Origin of the sequence: Armatimonas rosea, from assembly GCF_014202505.1 — a bacterium.
In the GTDB taxonomy this organism is placed as follows: Bacteria; Armatimonadota; Armatimonadia; order Armatimonadales; family Armatimonadaceae; genus Armatimonas; species Armatimonas rosea.
Genome location: NZ_JACHGW010000003.1, coordinates 230,149 through 248,793, shown reverse-complemented (window position 1 = coordinate 248,793; position 18,645 = coordinate 230,149). Strand labels below are relative to the sequence as shown.

At 61.0% G+C, this 18,645-nt stretch carries 15 protein-coding genes; 8 read left to right on the top strand and 7 right to left on the bottom strand.

Features of this window, described 5'->3' with window-relative positions; genetic code table 11:
* Position 1: 1 nt before the first annotated feature.
* From HNQ39_RS16185 to HNQ39_RS16170, 4 genes are all read left to right on the top strand, one after another.
* A complete protein-coding gene (locus HNQ39_RS16185) occupies positions 2-433 on the top strand; it encodes a hypothetical protein (protein WP_184198472.1) in 432 nt (143 codons plus the stop codon).
* A gap of 222 nt (positions 434-655) precedes the next feature.
* Positions 656-2,887 (top strand): beta-galactosidase, encoded by a 2,232-nt coding sequence (locus HNQ39_RS16180; RefSeq protein ID WP_184198469.1) that lies wholly within the window; start codon positions 656-658, stop codon positions 2,885-2,887.
* 265 nt (positions 2,888-3,152) lie between these two features.
* Positions 3,153-4,172, top strand: coding sequence for a type I glyceraldehyde-3-phosphate dehydrogenase (gap, locus tag HNQ39_RS16175; RefSeq protein ID WP_184198466.1), 1,020 nt, complete (start codon positions 3,153-3,155; stop codon positions 4,170-4,172).
* A gap of 75 nt (positions 4,173-4,247) precedes the next feature.
* On the top strand, positions 4,248-4,664 hold the full coding sequence (locus HNQ39_RS16170; RefSeq protein ID WP_184198463.1) for a hypothetical protein: 417 nt from the start codon (positions 4,248-4,250) through the stop codon (positions 4,662-4,664).
* Positions 4,665-4,735: 71 nt separating this feature from the next.
* Here HNQ39_RS16170 and HNQ39_RS16165 read toward each other — a convergent pair whose 3' ends face one another.
* The 4 genes from HNQ39_RS16165 to HNQ39_RS16150 all read right to left on the bottom strand — a co-directional run bounded on the left by HNQ39_RS16165 (position 4,736) and on the right by HNQ39_RS16150 (position 7,638).
* Positions 4,736-5,788, bottom strand: coding sequence for a sensor histidine kinase (locus HNQ39_RS16165; protein ID WP_184198460.1), 1,053 nt, complete (start codon positions 5,786-5,788; stop codon positions 4,736-4,738).
* A 21-nt stretch (positions 5,789-5,809) separates the two neighbouring features.
* Positions 5,810-6,478 (bottom strand): PAQR family membrane homeostasis protein TrhA, encoded by a 669-nt coding sequence (gene trhA / locus HNQ39_RS16160; protein ID WP_184198457.1) that lies wholly within the window; start codon positions 6,476-6,478, stop codon positions 5,810-5,812.
* Between the two features lie 88 nt (positions 6,479-6,566).
* On the bottom strand, positions 6,567-6,860 hold the full coding sequence (locus HNQ39_RS16155) for an RNA recognition motif domain-containing protein (RefSeq protein ID WP_184198454.1): 294 nt from the start codon (positions 6,858-6,860) through the stop codon (positions 6,567-6,569).
* A gap of 289 nt (positions 6,861-7,149) precedes the next feature.
* Positions 7,150-7,638 (bottom strand): hypothetical protein, encoded by a 489-nt coding sequence (locus HNQ39_RS16150; protein WP_184198451.1) that lies wholly within the window; start codon positions 7,636-7,638, stop codon positions 7,150-7,152.
* Positions 7,639-7,851: 213 nt separating this feature from the next.
* Between HNQ39_RS16150 and HNQ39_RS16145 the strand changes: the two genes are divergently transcribed.
* Positions 7,852-10,302: a hypothetical protein gene (locus HNQ39_RS16145; RefSeq protein ID WP_184198448.1), complete on the top strand. Its 2,451-nt coding sequence runs from the start codon at positions 7,852-7,854 to the stop codon at positions 10,300-10,302.
* 20 nt (positions 10,303-10,322) lie between these two features.
* On the opposite strand, the gene HNQ39_RS16140 is transcribed toward HNQ39_RS16145, so the two are convergent.
* From HNQ39_RS16140 to HNQ39_RS16130, 3 genes are read right to left on the bottom strand one after another with little or no spacing between them, the layout of a single operon-like run.
* Complete coding sequence (locus HNQ39_RS16140) at positions 10,323-12,917, bottom strand: alpha-L-arabinofuranosidase C-terminal domain-containing protein (RefSeq protein WP_184198445.1); 2,595 nt, start codon at positions 12,915-12,917, stop codon at positions 10,323-10,325.
* A complete protein-coding gene (locus HNQ39_RS16135) occupies positions 12,910-15,450 on the bottom strand; it encodes a discoidin domain-containing protein (RefSeq protein WP_184198442.1) in 2,541 nt (846 codons plus the stop codon). The genes HNQ39_RS16140 and HNQ39_RS16135 overlap by 8 nt, the downstream gene beginning before the upstream one ends.
* A gap of 40 nt (positions 15,451-15,490) precedes the next feature.
* Positions 15,491-16,537 carry a redoxin family protein gene (locus HNQ39_RS16130; protein ID WP_184198439.1) on the bottom strand — a complete coding sequence of 349 codons (1,047 nt, stop codon included), beginning with the start codon at positions 16,535-16,537 and terminating at the stop codon, positions 15,491-15,493.
* 162 nt (positions 16,538-16,699) lie between these two features.
* On the opposite strand from HNQ39_RS16130, the gene HNQ39_RS16125 reads away from it, so the two are divergent.
* The 3 genes from HNQ39_RS16125 to HNQ39_RS16115 are packed head-to-tail and all read left to right on the top strand — an operon-like array spanning position 16,700 to position 18,581.
* Positions 16,700-17,251, top strand: coding sequence for an RNA polymerase sigma factor (locus tag HNQ39_RS16125; protein WP_184198437.1), 552 nt, complete (start codon positions 16,700-16,702; stop codon positions 17,249-17,251).
* Complete coding sequence (locus HNQ39_RS16120; protein ID WP_184198432.1) at positions 17,248-17,652, top strand: hypothetical protein; 405 nt, start codon at positions 17,248-17,250, stop codon at positions 17,650-17,652. The genes HNQ39_RS16125 and HNQ39_RS16120 overlap by 4 nt, the downstream gene beginning before the upstream one ends.
* Positions 17,649-18,581, top strand: coding sequence for a TlpA family protein disulfide reductase (locus HNQ39_RS16115; protein ID WP_184198429.1), 933 nt, complete (start codon positions 17,649-17,651; stop codon positions 18,579-18,581). Before HNQ39_RS16120 ends, HNQ39_RS16115 begins: the two co-directional genes overlap by 4 nt.
* Positions 18,582-18,645 lie beyond the last annotated feature (64 nt).

Here is an 18,645-nt window from a genome sequence, read left to right as displayed (position 1 = left end):
TATGCAAGCCCAGCAACAAAAACCGACCAAGCAAAACTCCTCCCCCAAGCAGCGCCTCAGTGTCGGGGAGGTTGTGGTTGCTATTCTCAACCTGCTGATCGGGGCAGTCGGGGCCTGGAGCGCCTTTGACCTCCTGATCCATCTTGGGGATAGCCCCATCTTCCTTCTCCCCGGTAGCACCGGAGCGCTGGGAGCTCTTGGGGCAATCCTCACCGGCATCCTCGTGTTTCTGCGTCAGCGCCGCCTTGCCTTTGCGACCCAGTGGCTGGGCGTGGCCGGTGCTCTGGGCTTTTTTGCCGTCACCGCTTGGGCGATGTTAAAAAATGGGTTCCGCCTATCAGATTTCATCTACTACATCTTGCCCCTCCTCATTGTCGCCCTCGTCTTCACTTGGTTCGCGTGGTTTCTCAAGCGAATCGACGAAAGCAAGTAGCCCTATCGGATCGCTCGCGTTTAGACCGCCCCCGTTGGAGGGGGGCGTCTTGCTATCGCTTCGCGACACGAAGGCCTTCGGCCATAATTCGGAATGGGCAGAGCCCTTTGTGTCCGAGGCACGAGGACAGCAAGACGCTCCCCTCCAACGGGGGCGATCAAAATGGGAGTGCTCCAAAACGAACGCAGGATACAACCGTCCACACGGCGAACCTGTGAGGCTATGAAGCACACGTTCGAGATCGGGGAGAAGGACTTCCTCATTGATGGCAAGCCCACGGTTCTGCGCTGCGGCGAGATGCACTACTGCCGCATCCCGCGCCCCTACTGGCGACACCGCTTGCAGATGCTCAAGGCCATGGGCTGCAACATGGTCGCCACCTACGACTTCTGGAACCTCCACGAGCCGACGCCCGGACGCTGGAACTTTGCGGGGATGGCAGACCTGGCCGCGTATATCAAGCAGGCGCAGGAAGAGGGCCTCTGGGTCATGCTGCGCCCCGGGCCCTATGTCTGCGCCGAGTGGGAGCTGGGCGGGATTCCCTGGTGGCTGCTCAAGACCCCGGACATCAAGCTCCGCACGCAAGACCCACGCTACATGAGCGCTGTCGCCAAGTATGTCGCGCGGCTGGCGACCGAGGTGCGCCCCTTGCTGGTCACCAACGGCGGCCCGATCCTGATGGTGCAGGTAGAGAACGAGTATGGTAGCTACGGCAAAGACAAGGAGTATATTCTGGCCGTTAAGAAGCTCTGGGAGCGTGCAGGGGTGAATGTCCCGCTCTTTACCGCCGATGGCCCCAGCCAGCTCTGGAACGGCTCGCGCACCGACACGTTCTGCGGTGTCAATGGTGGAGTGGGCTCGCTCAAGGAGCTGCGTCGCTTCCGTCCCAGCGGCCCGCTGATTGTCACCGAGTACTACCCCGGCTGGCTCTCGCACTGGGGCGAGCCGTTTCCCAAAGTGGGGACACCGGGGATCGTGCGGGATGTCACGACCATGCTAGCGGAGAAGACCTCGTTTAACCTCTATGTTGCCCACGGCGGCACGAGCTTTGGGCTATGGGCCGGGGCGAACTACCCGAAATTTGCACCGGACACCACCAGCTACGACTACAACGCCCCCATCCCTGAGGCGGGCGGGGTCACCGAGAAGTTCCTCGCCATCCGCGATGCCATCGGCAAGGCGACCGGCGAGGCGCTCCCCCCTATCCCCAAGCCGATCCCAACGATCGCACTCCCACGGATTCGCTTCGAGGAGTCCGCGCGGCTCCTGGAGCACCTGCCCAAGCCGGTTCTCGACAGCAAGCCCCGCACCCTGGAGAGCTACGACTGTGCGCTCGGGGCGATCCTCTATCGCACGATGCTCCCCCCCGGTGAGGCCGCGACACTCAGCCTCACCGGCATCCACGACATCGCCCAGGTGACGGTTGGTGGGGAGCGCCTGGGGACACTCAACCGCCGCGACGGTGAGAGCCACACGGTTTCCGTTCCTCCGCGCCACGACTCCCGGCCGCTGGATATCCTGGTCGAGGCCCTCGGGCGCATCAACTACGGCGGCGGCCTGCACGACCGCAAGGGACTCGCCGGCGAGATTTTATTGGATGGCAAGCCGCTCACCGCGCCCTGGCAGGTCTTCCCGCTCCCGCTGGAGGCCGCACCGACCGGTCTGCGCTACCAGCTCCAGGACTTTGCCGGCCCCAGCTACTACCGCGCCACCATCACGCTCACCCAGACCGGCGACACCTACCTGGACATGCGCGGCTGGAAGCGTGGGATGGTCTGGGTCAATGGGCAGCACCTCGGGCGCTACTGGAGTATAGGCCCCCAGCAGACCCTCTACTGCCCCGGCTGCTGGCTCAAAGAGGGCGTCAATGAGATCGTCGTGCTTGCCTGGGAAGAGCCCCGCCAGGCCGCGCTCTCCGGCCTCACCGAGCCCATCCTCGATGACCTCCGCCCCGATGCGCTCCCCGCTCAGCCGCACCGCAAGCGTGGCCAGAACCTGAGCCTGGTCTCGCTGGCCCCCACCTGGGAAGGCACGCTCCCCGACGGCGGTGCGCTCCAGAGCATCACCTTTCCCACTCCTGTCCCGGGTCGCTATCTGTGTCTAGAGAGCCTCTCCAACTACAAGGGCGATGCCTTCGCGACTCTGGCGGAGCTGACGGTGCTGGGGGAAAACGGCAAGCCGCTTCGGGCGCGCGTGATCTACGCCAGCAGCGAGGAGACGGACTCGGAGGATGGCAAGTCGGACAACGTGCTCGATGGCAACCCCAACACGCACTGGCACACCGCCTACTCCAGCGGCGAGCAGAACCACCCACACCATCTGGTTGTGGATATCGGTAGTGAGCAGCTCCTCACGGGGGTCAAGCTCCTGCCCCGACAGGGCGATCCCGCCCCCAATGGCCGCATCAAGAGAGCCCGCTTCTACGTCCGCCGCGACGGATTTCCGGGGATTTGACCTCTCAACCTCTCCCCCTGCCCCCTCTCCTGGGCGTTCGTACCTCACTGGGAAAGGGGAAACCAAAGGAGATTGGCTCCCCTCTCTTCCCCAAGGAGGAACGACTGCCCGGGGGAGGGAGGGGCTGGGGGTGGGAGAGGTTAAGACAGTCTGATTTGCACCAGAAGTCTAAAACGGGTATCCTCTCTTATTGGCGGAAACGTCGCGCCAATGATGCCCGAGACGTATTCGCACATCTAATCGTTTTCGATTTGTGAGGAAAAAAATGGCAGTACGTGTTGGCATCAACGGCTTCGGGCGCATCGGGCGCCTGACCTTCCGCGCCATCTATGAGAAATATGGGCTGAGCGGCGACGTTCAAATTGTGGCGATCAACGACCTGACCGACGCCCCCACCAACGCTCACCTTCTGAAGTACGACTCCAACTACGGCCCCTTCAAGGGCACGGTTGGCTACGAAGGCACAGACCTTGTGGTGGACGGCCAGAAGATCCAGGTCTTTGCGGAGAAGGACCCTGCCGCGATCCCGTGGAGCACCGAGAATGTCGATATCGTGGTCGAGTCCACCGGCTTCTTCACCGATGCCACCAAGGCTGTCGCCCACAAGCAGGGCACGGTCAAGAAGGTCGTGATCTCCGCACCTGCCAAGAACGAGGACCTGACCATCGTCCTGGGCGTGAACGAGCACATGTACGACCCGGCCAAGCACCATGTCATCTCCAACGCAAGCTGCACCACCAACGGCCTGGCTCCCGTTGCCAAGGTCCTCCACGAGAGCTTTGGGATTGAGAAGGGGCTGCTGACCACGATCCATGCCTACACCAACTCCCAGAAGACGGTCGATACCGCCGCTAAGGACCTGCGCGATGCCCGCGCCGCCGCGATGAACATCGTCCCCAGCTCCACCGGCGCGGCCAAGGCTGTCGGTCTGGTCATCCCCGAGCTCCAGGGCAAGTTCACCGGAATGGCCTTCCGCGTCCCCACCCCCACGGTCTCCGTGGTCGACTTCACCGCACTGCTCTCCAAAGACGCTCCCGTCGCGGACATCAACGCCGCGATGAAGGCCGCCTCCGAGACGCCGGGCTTCCAGGGAATCCTGCAGTACAACGACGAGCCGCTGGTCTCCACCGACCTCAAGGGCAACCCCCACAGCTCGATCTTCAGCGCCATTGATACCGTCGGGCTGGGCAACTTTGTCAAGGTCGTGAGCTGGTACGACAACGAGTGGGGCTACTCCAACCGCCTCGCCGACCTGCTCAACTTCCTTGAGGACAAGGGCCTGTAGGCACCTCGCCTCGAAAAATCAAAAAGGCTCCGCCCCCGCGGGGCCTTTTTTGTTTGCTCCTGGTAGAGTTAACGCATGAAACCACTGATGGGGCCGTATCATGACTTTTGGGTCTTTGACGAGGCGCAGAGAATCCCACAGGATTATTGGTCATTACTGGGGCGTAAGGATGCCCCGCTTCGGATTGAGGATGACTTGCTTCTTGCGTTTGCCAAAACGCTCCCAGAATTCCAAACGGACAATCCTTCGTGGAATCCTCCAAAGCAATATCAGGGCCTGAACTGGTTAGGGCCAACGGTTGTGCGAGGGAGTAGTGCCCTCCTGCTCGCCGAAATCGCCTCACGCTGGTGTGAGACCTTCGACACGGAGACGGAACCAATCACGTCGCTAGAGGTTCCACGTTCCCTTTTTCGCAGCCGTTTTGAAACCCTCGCAGAGCTGGCCCGCCAAGGGGGGGAGCCTGGATGCTATCTGCTTCACTTGGGTATCTGATCCGCAGTATGCGCCCTGCTCGCAGTAAACTTCGCCCCGTGGGACGCCATCGCGCTTTTGTCCAGTTTATTCTACTCGCTTGGAATTGGAAAGGTGACGACAACCTGCCCACCGCCGCTTGGGCTACTCCCATAGCTCACTTGCCCCATGAGATCGTACTGGATAACACCTTCTATAAGCTCTAGTCCGGTGTTTGCTGCGTGATGGGGATTGAAGCCTTCCGGGAACCCTGGGCCGTTATCGTTGACTTCAAGACGTGCCTCTCGCCCTTCACTCTCGACCATCAGGCTCAGATGAATTGTCCCTTGGCCATGCTTCACAGCGTTGGCGATAAGCTCATTGACGAGAATGGCGAGCGAGTTGAGGAGCTTCACCGGAAGGCGAAATTCGTCGGTTTGGTACGTTATCTGTTTCTCACCGACAGAGCGCTGTACAAGGGAAAGGAGTTTTTCGAGCATCACTTTCGCGGAAAGGTGTGTCGCGCCCGCATCGATCTTCACCTCCTGTGTCAGCAGCTCCTGAATGGAGACCATAGCCTTCAAGTGGTTGGTAACCCCCTTGACACTGGTGAGAGGAACCGCCCCCTCGTGCTCGTGTCCCAGGGTATGCATCTCAATGAGGGCACACGCGACCTGCAGGCTGTTCTTAACCCGGTGGTTGGTCTCGGCGACCGCACGCTCCAGCCGCCCCTCGTAGCGTTTCCGCTCGGTAAAGTCTCGCAGGATCTTCACCCAGCCGCGGAACTTGCCACTCTCATCTTTCAGCCCCGTCATGATCCCAAAGGCCCAGAAGCGCGAGCCATCTTTTTTTATGTGCTCCCGCTCATCCTCGGCACGCCCCGTTTGCACCGCCTGCCAGAGCTCGGCTTTATCTGCTCCCTTCTCTCGATCTTCTGGGGTGAAGATGATCGAGACGGGCTGCCCGAGTGCCTCCGCTTCCGTGTAGCCTAAGATACGCTCCGCTCCAATATTCCAGGAGGTGATATTGCTCTCGATGTCCAGAGTAAAGATGGCGTAGTCAACGACATTCTCAATCAGAAGCTGAAAGAGCTCTTGTGCCTGAGGCGAGTAGGCCGCCTCGCTCGGGGAGAGGGGATTTTTATGGACGGCGTTTGATCTTGGCATGGGAACTTCCTCGACACGGCCCTACAGCAGGCTCATTAGAACAAAGTGGCAGGCGCTGGCAATCAGCACCAGGAGATGCCAGAAATCATGGTAATCGAAGGCCCTCCCCGGGGTCGGCTTGGGATACTTGACACAGATGCCCGCACCGAGGCTGTAGATCAGCCCCCCTGCCCCGAGCCAGGCCAGCTGCGCGAGGGTCATGGTCTTGAGCATGGGGCCAATGGCGATCAGAAAGACCCAGCCCATCAAGACGAAGAGAACACCTTGGAGCCAGTGGGGTGCCTTGCACTGGGTAGCCCAGTCCACGATGATCCCGATAATGGCAAGCCCCCAGATGATCCCAAGCAGGGTCCAGCCCCAGACCCCACGTAGAGGGATGAGGCACAGAGGGGTGTACGTCCCGGCAATCAGTAAGTAGATGCCCGTGCGGTCTAAACCGTAGAGGATATTCTCCACTTTCTCAGAGACACTCAGGCTGTGGTAGAGCGCACTGCTGACAAAGAGCAGAATCAGGGTTGCGCCATAGATGGAGAACGCTGTGGTGTGCCAGGGTTTCCCGTGTGACCAAACCAAGAGGAGGACCAGGCCAACAATCCCTAAGAGAGCTCCGACGGCATGGGAGAGCGCGGAGAAGGGATCTTTAAGGCGCACCGGACTCTTGCGGCGCAGGGGGCGGGTGTCGCGCTTCATTGCTCGTTGTTACCCAGGCGATTGCGACTCAAAAAAGAAGGCGTGCTGCTCGACGAGCAACACGCCTTCTTGGGAGAGGAGGACGCTGTTACCAGCGATTCCCGCCGCCACGGTTTCCACCGCCACGGGAGCCCGATTCCTCACGAGGACGAGCCTCGTTGACAGAGAGACTGCGTCCGCCCATGCTGTAGCCGTTCAGGCTATTGATAGCAGCCTGTGCCTCAGCGTTGTTGGGCATCTCGACAAAGCCAAAGCCCTTGGAATCACCGGACATACGGTCGGTAACGACGTTCGCTTCGGTAACTTCGCCCTTATCGGCAAAAAGGGCACGCAGACCCTCAGAATTCGTGGTGTAAGGCATTCCGCCAACAAAAATACGCATTTTTGAAACCTGTTAATCTTCAGATTTAGTGCTAAAACGTGGATAACAGGGAGCGATGAGCCAGGAGCGGAAGAACCGGAGCGGGGCAGAACGTGGAACTGTCATATTTTGATTTGGGATCAGAAGATCATTGATCCCTACAAGCACATATCTTTGTATCACCATAATTTTTTAAACGCCAATGATTTCAGATATTTATTTTCCTGAGAAAAACCCACATAAAACACGACCACTACAAAACGTTTTTTGCAGTGGTCATGTATTGCAACACGATATGTCGAACGAGGCCCTACGCTTGGTGTTGCTGGTGCTCTCGAACCTGGGCTAGAAATCCCACACGCTCCTGCTTTGCCAGGTTGGCTGAGGCGGAGACTTCTTCCAGCTTCAGGACTGCCGCGGAGATGGAGACCGTAATCTGCACCTTTTTGCCCTGCTCATTGGCTCCCGTGCAGATGATCTCTTGACCACGTGACGAGTCAATATGGTGCAAAATGATAACCGTGCCGTCTGGTGAGACAAGGGTTGCTTGCATCTCATTGCCAGAAGAGAGGTTGGCTCGGAAATCTTCGGCTTGCTTAAAGAAGCGAGCACAGTATCGGTCTGAGGGGGAGCGCTCTATGAGTGCAGATTTCCCCGCCATGAGCTGCGGCTCCAGGACTTCTTTGTGAACACGTTTTATGGCCTCCTGCATGGGGAGCACCACTTTTTCGACTGCGACCACTGAGGCGATGGCTTTTGCCCGAATCCCCTCAGCCCTCTTCCACTTTTCATTCGCCACGATACTTTCCTTTCCCTGTGATGACTCTAATCCTACGACGGAATCCGCTCACGAAACGAAACATCGTACGCTCCTGACAGCATACGCCTCCCCATCCCTGATCACACTGCGTTTTTTCCACCACGGCGGTTCAGGGGCTACCTTGTTATAACACATCCTTACGCATCTCCTCCTCAAGGTTTTCCCCCACCCTACCCCGAACCTAAGACCACCATGCCCGATTCGCGACTAACTATCGAGCCGACACGCGTGATCCTCGTCCGGGAAACCCAGAGGATCCTCTTCGCGCTACGTGACGATACCTATCACCTGACGACCGAGGTGAAGGTGAGAGGACACTGGCAGCCGTTCTTCACGGGGGAGCGCCCTCTTCTCCTTGGCCCCCAGCTCGACCTCCGCCTGACACGCTACACCATAGAAGGCGAGAGTCGGCTTGTCTTCAACGATGGGCTTCTCACGGTGGAGGCCGATCCCAGCGCACCGCTCCTGCACTTCACTCTCCGCTACCCGCTTGCCACCCCCTTGACCCTCACCACGCCCCAGCCCACTATCGCTCTCTGGCGGCAAGCGACACCGGCGGCCTTCTCCCTCGATCAGGGGCCTGAGAGCATCTACGGCAGCGCAGGGATTCCCCATAACTTCGGCTTCCCCGCCGCCTACCTCTGGGACGAGGGTATCGAGGCGGCGGTCTTCTTCGACATGACCCCGATGCGCTGGATGCAGCCCGATGGCGTCGCGCGGTTTTACGATGTGCGTGTCCAGACCAAGAGCGAGTCGGGGCGCGTGGGGCTGGGGCTGCACACCCACAAGCTCACGGGGAGGACGATTCCTGCGGGCGAGCTGGTGGTGTCGTTTGCCCTCTACCAAGCGCAGCGCTCCAAACCACCGACCGGGCTTGACGCACTCGCCACCCTCGTGCGCACCTTTGCGCCGCTCCATCCCCAGACAAGCGCCCCGCCAAGCCACCGCTGGGAGACACTCGCCCAGCAGACACTCGCGGATCTTGTCACCCCACAGACCCTGGCGACTCTCACCGCGGCTTGGCAGGACGCGCCGCTCGCTCTGGTTCCCGCACAAACGGCGCTGCTGGTTCACCCGGCACAGGTGCAGCCAGCAGGCAGTACCGGAGAGCTCCCGTGGGACTTCTCTACGGTCAATAACCACCTCACGCCCTGGCTCCTCCTCGCACGCCTCCACGGGAATGCGGGTCAGCTAAAGCAGGGACTCCAGAAAGTCAACGCTCTCCCGCGCTTCTACGATCCCAAGGCCCAGCTCCTGCGCCACGGCACCCTTCAGCCCCTGCATGTCGGCGATAAGGAGATGTCCTGGCAGAACTTCTTCTTCTCTGTCGAGACCTACCGCGCCGCCGCCGCTGTCCCCACGGAGCACTTCAATCCGGCAGTCATGGGACGCTTCCTCATGGGGCTACGGGGCCTGCAAGCGCTCGCCCAGAAGTCTGATTACGCCTTTCCCCAGTGGTTCGATCCCGACACAAAAACCGCACTCCCTCAAAACGATGTCCCCGTGCTGGGCGTGGTCCGTGAGCCCTGGCAGGGTGGCACCTACGCCCTACTCCAGCTTCATGGCCATACGATCACCGGTGACAAGGCCTATCTTGCCGAGGCCCAGCGTGCCCTCGAGACCCTCTTTGAGCGCCTGAGCTTCCGTGTCAAGAACGCCCTCTACGACCGGACCTACTCAGACCCGTCCACCTTCCCGCTCACGGAGCTCTTTGGCAATGCCTATGGCACCCTCGCCGCCTACCAGCTCTACGAGCAGACACGCAACCCGAGGCACCGTCGCTACGCCCACGACTTCCTGCACACGCTCCTGCGCCTGACGTTCTGGTACGAGGATGAAACAACTCCCATCAGCCGTGAGCTCAAAAGCACCGGGCTGTTCTACCCGCATGGCGCGGCCCATGTCGCGACACCGTGGGAGACCGTGGAGGCCCATCTCGCGATTGCGGGAGCACTGCGCCAAGCCCCACAGCACCCGCTTACCGAGCTGCTCCTGCGCCTCTCGAACCTCAACCGGGTCAATGCCTTCGACTTCTTCCCCGCGTGCTGGTCGGAGCGCGTACGGGCACACGATCCACGGCCACGCTCTGCCCGCGAGCTACACTTTCCGATCGAGCCGTTCTACAGCCTGGAGGGAACGGGCGGACACCAAGGCCCGACGGCGGCGTACATGGCGAGCCTCTCCCTCTGGAACCACTGGCTCTACGATGCTCTTGCCGAGGCCGACGACCCCACGGTGCTGGTGCTGAACCTTGCTAGCTTCGATGGCTACGAAGAAGCCCTCACGGGAGTCGAGCGGCAGTTTATCGTCTACAACCCCGCCCCCCGCCGCCGCACCATCCGCCTGCGCCATAAACATATCCCCAAGGGATGCGCTTGGCCGGAGAGCCAGACTCTCACGCTCCACGCTGGTCAGCACCAGCGTGTCGTTCTCAGACGACCGGATCGTGGCGTTCAACAACAGCTGCTCTCTCAACAGCGTAGCGCCCAGAGTGCTCTTGCCTATGCCTACCAGCGCCTCCAAGAGGGTGCCCAGAGAGATGCAGTCCCTCGTACACAGACCTTTACCGATGCCCTTGCGGCCTATCACGAGGGGCGGATTGCAGACGCCCTCACCCTGATGCGGCCCCTCCTCCCACGCTAGAGGTCGTCAAGCCGACTTTCTCAAGGGGAGGGCAGTCCTCGAACCGGTACACGAACCACACTCACCGAGTAAGCAGGTAGGGTGAGCTTGATGCGATTGCCTGCTACGGGAAACACTGTCTCACGTGGCACAAGCTTGGTGGGGTGCTCTAGCGAGTTGTCGTCACTGAGGGCGCTGGCCTGGTAGATAGCGTGCCGACCGCTCCCCTCCCCAACCATCGCGCCCTCGATGACAAGCTCCGTCTCTTGTGGCTGCGCACTATAGTTGGTTGCCTTGACGATCACCGTGCTCTCTTTCTGGCGTAGGCCCGCGGTTGCAAAGAAGCTCGGGAGCCTCTCCATACGGGCATCGGAGACCTTCTTGCCATCGAGAAACAGCTCGGCGCGGTTCTCGGTAAAGACCAGGCTCAGCTCGTACCAGCGCCCCTTTTCCATGCCGCCTGGTGTGCTCCGTCCCCCACGAAAGGCGCAGTCGTCCGGCACGCCACGCTCCTGGATCGCGCTAAACTCATTGCCATTTGCACCATAGTTTCCAAACAGAAAGCGCTCCCGGTTTTCTGCGTTGAAGAAGAGCAGAAAGCCCTCGCGGCCATCGACACGCCGCGCCTTGACCGTGAGCTTGCCCGTGGTGAGGGGGCGCTTGAGCAGGAGCATCGCCGGAGAGGTGCGCTGGTCGGTCTGCTGCAGAACCCCGTTTTTCACCGACCAAGCGCCGCTCTGAGGAGCCTCGAAAGCGGAGAGATCGACAAAGTTATCGCTGTGGACCAGAGCCCCCGCGCCGTCGTAGACCCGCAGCTCTTTGAACTCAACCGACGTGTCCCAGGAGCCCAGCCCGACCTTGCCGGCCATCAGGGGTGCCTTGGGATCGGGGGGGGGACGGGTCGTGACAACGGTCTTGACGCTACGATCCGGGTGGTTCTCCCGAAAGAGCTTCTGGACATAGTAGGAGGCATGGGCAAAGCTGCGGGAGCTGTCAAACTCGATTAAATTAACGCCCCAGTCGCGCTTGTTGACATTGGCTAGCAGCGGCGCGTAGCTCGCCATCTTGACCAGGTCCCCGTTGCGCTCCATCATCATCAGGAAGAGAGAGTCATCGAGGGCGGCGCTGAAGTCGGCGCGCTGGTTGTGGGCGTACTCGCCCATGTAGATGCCCCAGCCCTTGCGCGGGTAGCGGTCGAAGTAGTCAAAACTGCTGCGTGCCCACCCGGAGCCGCGGTAGGCGTGCTCGTCCACAATATCAATATTGGCATCGCCGACGCGGTTTATGGCAGGCTGGTTGAGGCCGCTCCAGAACATGGACATCACGACTTGGATCTGCGGGTACTTCGCCTTGATCGCCTTGCGAAAGACCGCGTAGTAGTCGCCGTAGAGAGCGGGTGGGTGCTCATTGCCGATCTCCACATACTTCAGAGGAAAGGGCTTAGGGTGGCCGCGCTTGGCCCGGAGGGCGCCCCACTTGCTCGTGGTCGGCCCGATCGCGTACTCGATGGCATCGAGGGTCTGCTGCACCACGGGGTCGATCTTCTCCAGCGGCCAGTTGTTCTCCGGGTGAACCGTCATCCCCGCAAAAGCCACATAGAGCGCATCGGCCTTGAGGGTCTCACAGAGCTGAAGATACTCATGGAAGCCGAAGCCATCGCTGGAGCGGTACTGCCAGTAGCCCCACATACCCGGGCGCTCCGTGGGCTGACCGAGGGTCTTGCGCCAGTCCGGGGCCATCTCCCAGGAGAGGCCTTCGACATAGCAGCCCCCAGGGAAGCGAATAAAGCTCGGCTGAAGCCCCGCTAAGTACTGCGCGAGGTCGGGGCGCAGGCCATTGGGCTGGCTCTTCCAGGTCGGGGGAAAGAGCGAGACCCAGTCAAGCTGGAGCGTCCCCGTGCCCTCGAAGCGCAGGCGAAGCTGCGCCTTCGGGTCGGTGGCACTTGCCTTGAGGCTGCCCATCACCTCGCGCCACACCGTGCCCGGCGTGACAGCCGCGCTCACCGCCGACGAGAGCACTTGGCCACTCTCGGCAACCAGCTCCGTGCGGATCGTGCCACGGAAGGTTCCGGGGCGCACAAAGTAGCGCAGGGCGTAGGCGCTGCTGGCCTTGACCGCGATTCCCCAGTAGCCGCTATTGTGGAGCGCGACTCCCGGCTTTTGAACCGTCAGCTCTAGAGAGCGGCTGGAGGCGGCGTTCATCGGGTTGGCCTCGGTGAGCTGCATCGTCCCTGTGCTCCCCCCTGCATTGTGGAGTGACCACCCAATCAGCGCCCGCTTGGGATCCCAGACCGAGTTGCCGTTCCAGGGCCAGGGCATCTCCCACTTCGCCTTGGGGACACCCGCGGGCAAGCTCGCCAGCTCCATCTTAAACGTCCCATCGGGCTTAGGGATCATCGTCATTCCCGGCGGCGGCACCCCCTCTTCAAAGCTGCGGTTTTGCACCAGTTCGCCGTAGAGTCCCCCGTCGAAGGCATGGTTGATCTCCTCCAAGAAGATCCCATAGAGGTTGGGAGAGACGGGCTTAGAGGGAGCACTCAGATCAATCTGGATGCGGGCAGTGGGCTTCGTTTCTGGGGCAGCTTGCGCCCCCAAGAGCGCGAGGGCCAAGCAGGGAAGCAGAGAGAGATTAGTCATTGCGTAGCTCGAGCTCCGTGAGGCCACTGCGGGACGCGCCTCGATGCGTGAAGACGATACGGAGCTTTTGGCAGGTTACGGGGCGGAAGGTAGCGGTGTTGAGGGCGCTCCCGGCGGGCACTTGAGGCGACTTGACGAGGTTTTCTACCTCGTGCCAGCCTTGCCCGTCGAAGAACTCAATCGTGTAGCTCTCCGGCGGCTGGACACCGCCTCTATCGTCGTAGACCGCCAGCTCCGCGCGACGGACCTCCTTGGGGGTGCCAAAGTCCACCTCGAACCAGTCGGTCTTGCTCGGGGAGCCGTAGCTGGTCCAGCGGTTGACGGGGGTGGGCTTGTAGTTCACCCGCCCATCGATCGCTTTCTCGGGGAGGCCACCGTAGATATCGTGAAACGACGCGCTGGCCTTGGGGAAGCCCTGGCCGGTCTGGTTGAGAGCAAGGTTGCCGGGGCGCGGTGGCGGCGCGACATAGGGAAGCGCCCCTGTCCCCCAAGCCTCGATCTCGGTCAGGCCGGTGTAGCCGCCGGGCGCATGGACAAAGACCACACGCAGGCGGGCGAGCTCACGTGCCCCAAAGCTCAGTGACGTGAAGCGGTGCCCCGCAGGCTTGGCGACAGCGAGCGTCCTCCAGCCGGTTCCGTCGTGGAACTCCAGGGTCACGGTCTGCGGCGCGACAATGCCCGTGCCGTCATCGAGAAAGGCAAGCTTGACAGTATCCAAGAGGCGCTTGGTGCCAAAGTCCACCTCCAGCCAGTCCGACTTATGAGGGGAGCCCTGGGTGGTCCAGCGGTTGGGCGGGTGCACCGTGTAGCGGTAGTTACCATCGTTGACCGCCTCCAGCGATGTCTTCGGGTTGGTGAAGGAGGCGGTGAGGCGCGGGTAGTAGTCGCCGTCGTTGTTGACCGCGTAGTTGAGCCGCACGGGCGGGCGGGTGGCTTCCTTAGCGAGTGGCGCGGGGAGCTTGGCGGTCAGCTTTCCCAGGGTCGTGCGCGCCCCGAGCCGCTTGCCATCGGCCCAGACCTGCAGGCCCTTGCCCTTGCCGTAGTGGGTGCCATCACGATCCCAGACAATAGTCAGGTTATGGCCTCGGTACGCCACGTCTTCCAGGGCGAAGTAAGGCCACTCCGCCGGGGCGAGCGGTGCGATCTCGACAGTACTGTCCGGGCGAGGGCTCAGCCCAACCAAGCCCGTGATGACCAGATCGTTGAAGCTACTGTGGAAGTAGTGCTCACTGTGGTTGTAGCCATCGTGGCCGGCGAAGGAGCCCGTGTCCGGGTTCAGCGCCTCGGCAAGGTAGGGCACGCCGTCCTTACGGTGCGAGACAGCGAAGAGCTGGAGCAGCTTGACATAGTCCGCGGGAGTGACCACGCTCTGCTTGTAGTGCTGGAGGAGGTTCGCCATGGCCTTGAGGGTCTGCGCCGTGGCGTAGGGCCAGGACTGCCCGCTCCACCAGCAGCAGCTTGTCTTGAGCACGAAGAGCGGGTCGTGGCGCTCGACTGTCGTGGGGCCAAAGGGAGCGAAGAAGTACTCCGGGTCCATCAGGAACTTCCACGCCGATTCGTAGCCGGGATCGACCATGCCAAACTGCCACGGGATATAGCCGTGCTCCTCACGACCGTGGGGGGTTCCCGCGAACTTACCGGACTGGTAGGTCAGCGTGTGCTTCTTGACCACATTGCCCTCGGCATCGGTCTCGTCGCGCATCGACATCGGGAAGAAGAACTCCCGCTTGGGGTCCCAGAGCAGCTTCTGGACATTGGCCTTGAGCGCGGCGGCCTTGGCGCGGTAGGCCTGGGCCGTGGCGCTCTCCCCGGCCCGCTCGGCGGCACGGGCGATAGCGAGGGCATCGGCGTACATGTAGGCATTGAAGCCAGGTCGGTAGCCATTGGCACCACGCAGGATATCCTTGGTCTGGCGGCTATTGATATTGAACTCCATGCCATCGTCGTGGCCGTTCTGCCAGAACAGCCCGACCTCGGGGACAAACTGCCGCTTCTCCCAGCCTTCGTAGTTCTTCTTGAGGTCGGGGAGGAGCTCGGGCAGGAGGTTCTCGGCGGGGTGGACGGCATCCACGGCGGCGATCCCATCGGCGAGCCAGCAGCCGTAGTTACGGGGCTGGGCACCGGGAGTGCGGAACCAGTAGCGGCTGTAGTCGCTGGCGTACTGGGGGTTGCGGAGCCAGCGGAGCTCGTAGAGCTGGTGGCCCACAGGGCAGCTAATCGCGCCATAGGCCCCACTCCAAAACGGGCGGTCGATAAACTCGGTGAAGCTATAGCCGCTGTTGGGCGAGCCGTAGGTCAGGTGCTTGGTCACCAGCTCCCAGCGGTAGTACCAGGTCGTGACCAGCTCCTTATCGGGGCAGTCGAAGAAGGGGATATTTGCCTTGTACCAGCCCCAGTCCCGGTTGTCCCACCACGTCTGGGCATCGAGGGCCTTTTGCTTATCGAGAAGAGAGGCGGGCTGAGCCAGAGAGGCATTGCCACCCAGCGCAAGGTAGCTCAGAGAGCCACAGAGAGTTCGGCGATGAATCTTCATAGTTATTCAAGAGAAACAATTTTATGGGCAAAGAATACCCCTAGTGAAGCATTTTCTCCAGCGCAGGTTTCATGTTCGGCAGGAGGGCCGGGTCTTTCAGCGCACGCTCGGCGATAGCACGTGCCTTGTCGGGGCTTCCCAGCTCGTTGTAGAAATACGCAATCCCATAGCTACTCAGGGCATCTTTACCCTCCCCGGCGGCCTCGAAGGCATCGAGTCGTGCCAGAAAGAGCGTGCGCGCTCGATCGGTCCAGCCCACCGGAGCCGTGCGTTCCCCTCCCATCATTGCCGCGACCGCCAGATCCATGGGTGAGGTCATGCCATCTAGAACCGTCTTGAGTGCCTTTTCCGCCTCCGCGAGCTTCCCGACTTGATGGAGAAGGATCACTCGGTCTATCCCGAACATCTTGTTGGCCATCGGGTTGAGCTTGCTGAGTCGTTCGAAGACCTGAAGCGCCTCGGTGGCCTTTCCGTCCGTGCGGAGCTGCATGAACTTCTGGGAGAGCTGCTGCATCTCCGCCTCCTCGGGTGGGGGCAGCGCGGCCATCTCATACTTCCAGGAACCATCGAGCACGGCCTTGAGAGGGCGCTCCAGGTACATAGGGTGGCCGATCCAGGCGATCTTGGACTGCCGATCCACGACAAACGCTACCGGGATTCCGTTCTGCCCAGCAGGCTTGAGCCAGGTCTGGTTCATCGTCCCCTCATCACGTCCTTTGCCTTGGGTGACGACCTCCCGCCCGATGGTATAGCCCATCTTCGTGCCCATCTTGGCCACAAAGGGCTTGACCTGCTTGGTATCGGGCTCCAAGACACTGATGCCCAGGATCTTGGCCTTGGGGTACTTCTTCTGGAGCTCAGTCAGGTGGGGCATGTTCTCGCGACAGGGGCCACACCAGGTTGCCCAGAACTCGATCACATAGACCTCCCCCTTCTTGAAGGCGGAGACGGGAGCGCCCTTGAGCCACTCTGCTATCTGAATTTTCGGAGCAGGACTTCCTGCTTTAAGCACCTGTGCTTGTGAGGGAGCGGCGATCATTCCCACCACACTGAGTGTTGCAAAAGCCGCCTGTAGAGATGTCTGCATTTTTAGACCCTTTTTCTTACTGTTGATTTGTAAAGATACTTTACCTCAATTAAGACAGGTCTGAATGATAAAAGTTGTCTACATTTTTTCAGACTGAACTTTTTATTTTGTGACCGAGAGATTCCCTTACTTCCAGCGTATCTATAACGCAGAGATCCATTTATGCTAAGCCTCTCCCTCGTCACTAGGCTCCGGAAAACCAGTGCCTCTATCGTCTCTCCAGAGCAGCTAGAGTCCCTCTGCCAGAGGGAGGTGTACCACTATGCCCTGCGACGGCTCTCCAGCACTCAGGATGCGGAGGATGTTGCCGCGGAGGTCTATGTAGTGGCTTTGGAGACGCGCTGGCATCCGTCACTTGAACCCCGACCTTGGCTCCTTGGGGTTGCCCGCCGTAAGGTGGCTGACCGTCTTCGCCTTCGCCTTCGCCGCCCTGAGGCCCCCCTTCAGGAGGCACATGAGCTTCCTTGTGCGACAGCGAGTCCCGAGGCGGATGCGCTTCGGGCCGAGGCCGTCGCCACGATACGTGCACTCGTTCGCGCTCTGCCCGAGCTCCAGCGGGAAGCCCTCTTGCTCCAGACGGCGGAGGAGCTCTCTGTCAAGGAGATCGCGCAGGTGATGGGGAAGTCGGTCTCAGCGGTCAACAGCTTGCTGGGCCGCGCCCGGGAGACCCTGCGTCTCAAGGGTGGCTCTTACTTTCAGGAGGATGGACGATGAAAGATACTCTCGATTCCCTCGTTCGCGAGGCGTTTCCCGTGGAGGGCCAGGCTCCTGTGGAGCACCTCCGGTTCGCGGCACGGCTGAAGCAACCGGTGTCACGAAAGCCCGCCCGACGCGCCGTTGTTGCCCTGTGCGCCGTGCTCCTGCTCACCGCGAGTGCCGTCACCGCCAAGGTGGTCTTGGGATACCAGCTCCTCTTCGAGAACGGTCGGCTGGTCGGCTCGGTGTCCAAGCAAGGGAAGGGAGTCTATATCCTGAACTTCGACAAGAAGCGCATCCCCGAAAATGGCACTCCGCTCAACCTCGAAGTGCGCGACGAGTCAGGCAAGGTAGTCGAGACGATGTCTATTGGCCGTGCCGTTCCCCAGCTCTCCAGCAACAAGAAAGAACCAAAATGAGAACCACAATGACGGTTGCCCTCGTGGCAGCCCTGCTCCTGATCCCTGGCCTTGCCCAGGCCGATACCGCCGAAGGGGAGATCGTCTCCTATACCCCAAACAAAAGCGTCGTCCTGCGCATCAAGGGCAAGACCCGAACCTTCGCGGTCAGCACCAAGACCAAGTTCTACGACATGACCGGTCGTGAGTTCCCCGAGTTCGCCGACCCGAAAGAGGGACTCTGGCAGCTCGCCGATAGCCTCACCGTGCTCTACCACAAAGAGGGGGCTACGGAGATCGCCGACGGGGTGAAGTTCCCCTACGGCAAAGTCCCTAAAGAGCTGATGGGGAAGGGTGCACCGACACCGCCCGACGGAGCCGCGACACGTACGGTCGAAGTCCCGGAAGCCGCTGCTACTCCCCCGTTGGCGATTCGGGTGGGCGATAAGCTCCCTGCCTTTGCGATAAAGACCTTTACAGGCAAGACGCTCACCAACGCTAGCCTTTCGGGCAAGGTGTTCGTGCTGGACTTCTGGGCGACCTGGTGCGGCCCGTGCAAGAAGCTCTCCCCGGTGATGCAGGAGCTACACAACACGTTCAAAGCACAGGGAGTTGCGGTGATCGGGGCGAACTTCAAAGAGGGCTGCCAGCCGGGACAGACAGGCTTCGCAAAGGGGTATGTCAAGGAGCACGGCTATACCTTCCCCTTCGGTGTCGCGGATGCGCTGGGCGAGAAGCTCAATATCTCGGGGATTCCGCTGGTGCTGATCATCGACAGGAAGGGTGTGGTCCGGCACATTATGGAGGGCTACGAGCCGGGCTGCGGGAGGACACTCTCGGCGAAGATTCAAGCCTTGGTGAAGGAGACCAGTGGACGGCCACGTCAAGGCGATCTCCGCGGCGCGGCCGAGCAAGGGGACGCAGCCGCACACGCTCAATGGCCCCGGTAGCCCCTCAAGGTCTACAAGGTCGGGGCCAATGGCGGTTTCTAACCTGATCCAAAGCCTCCATACC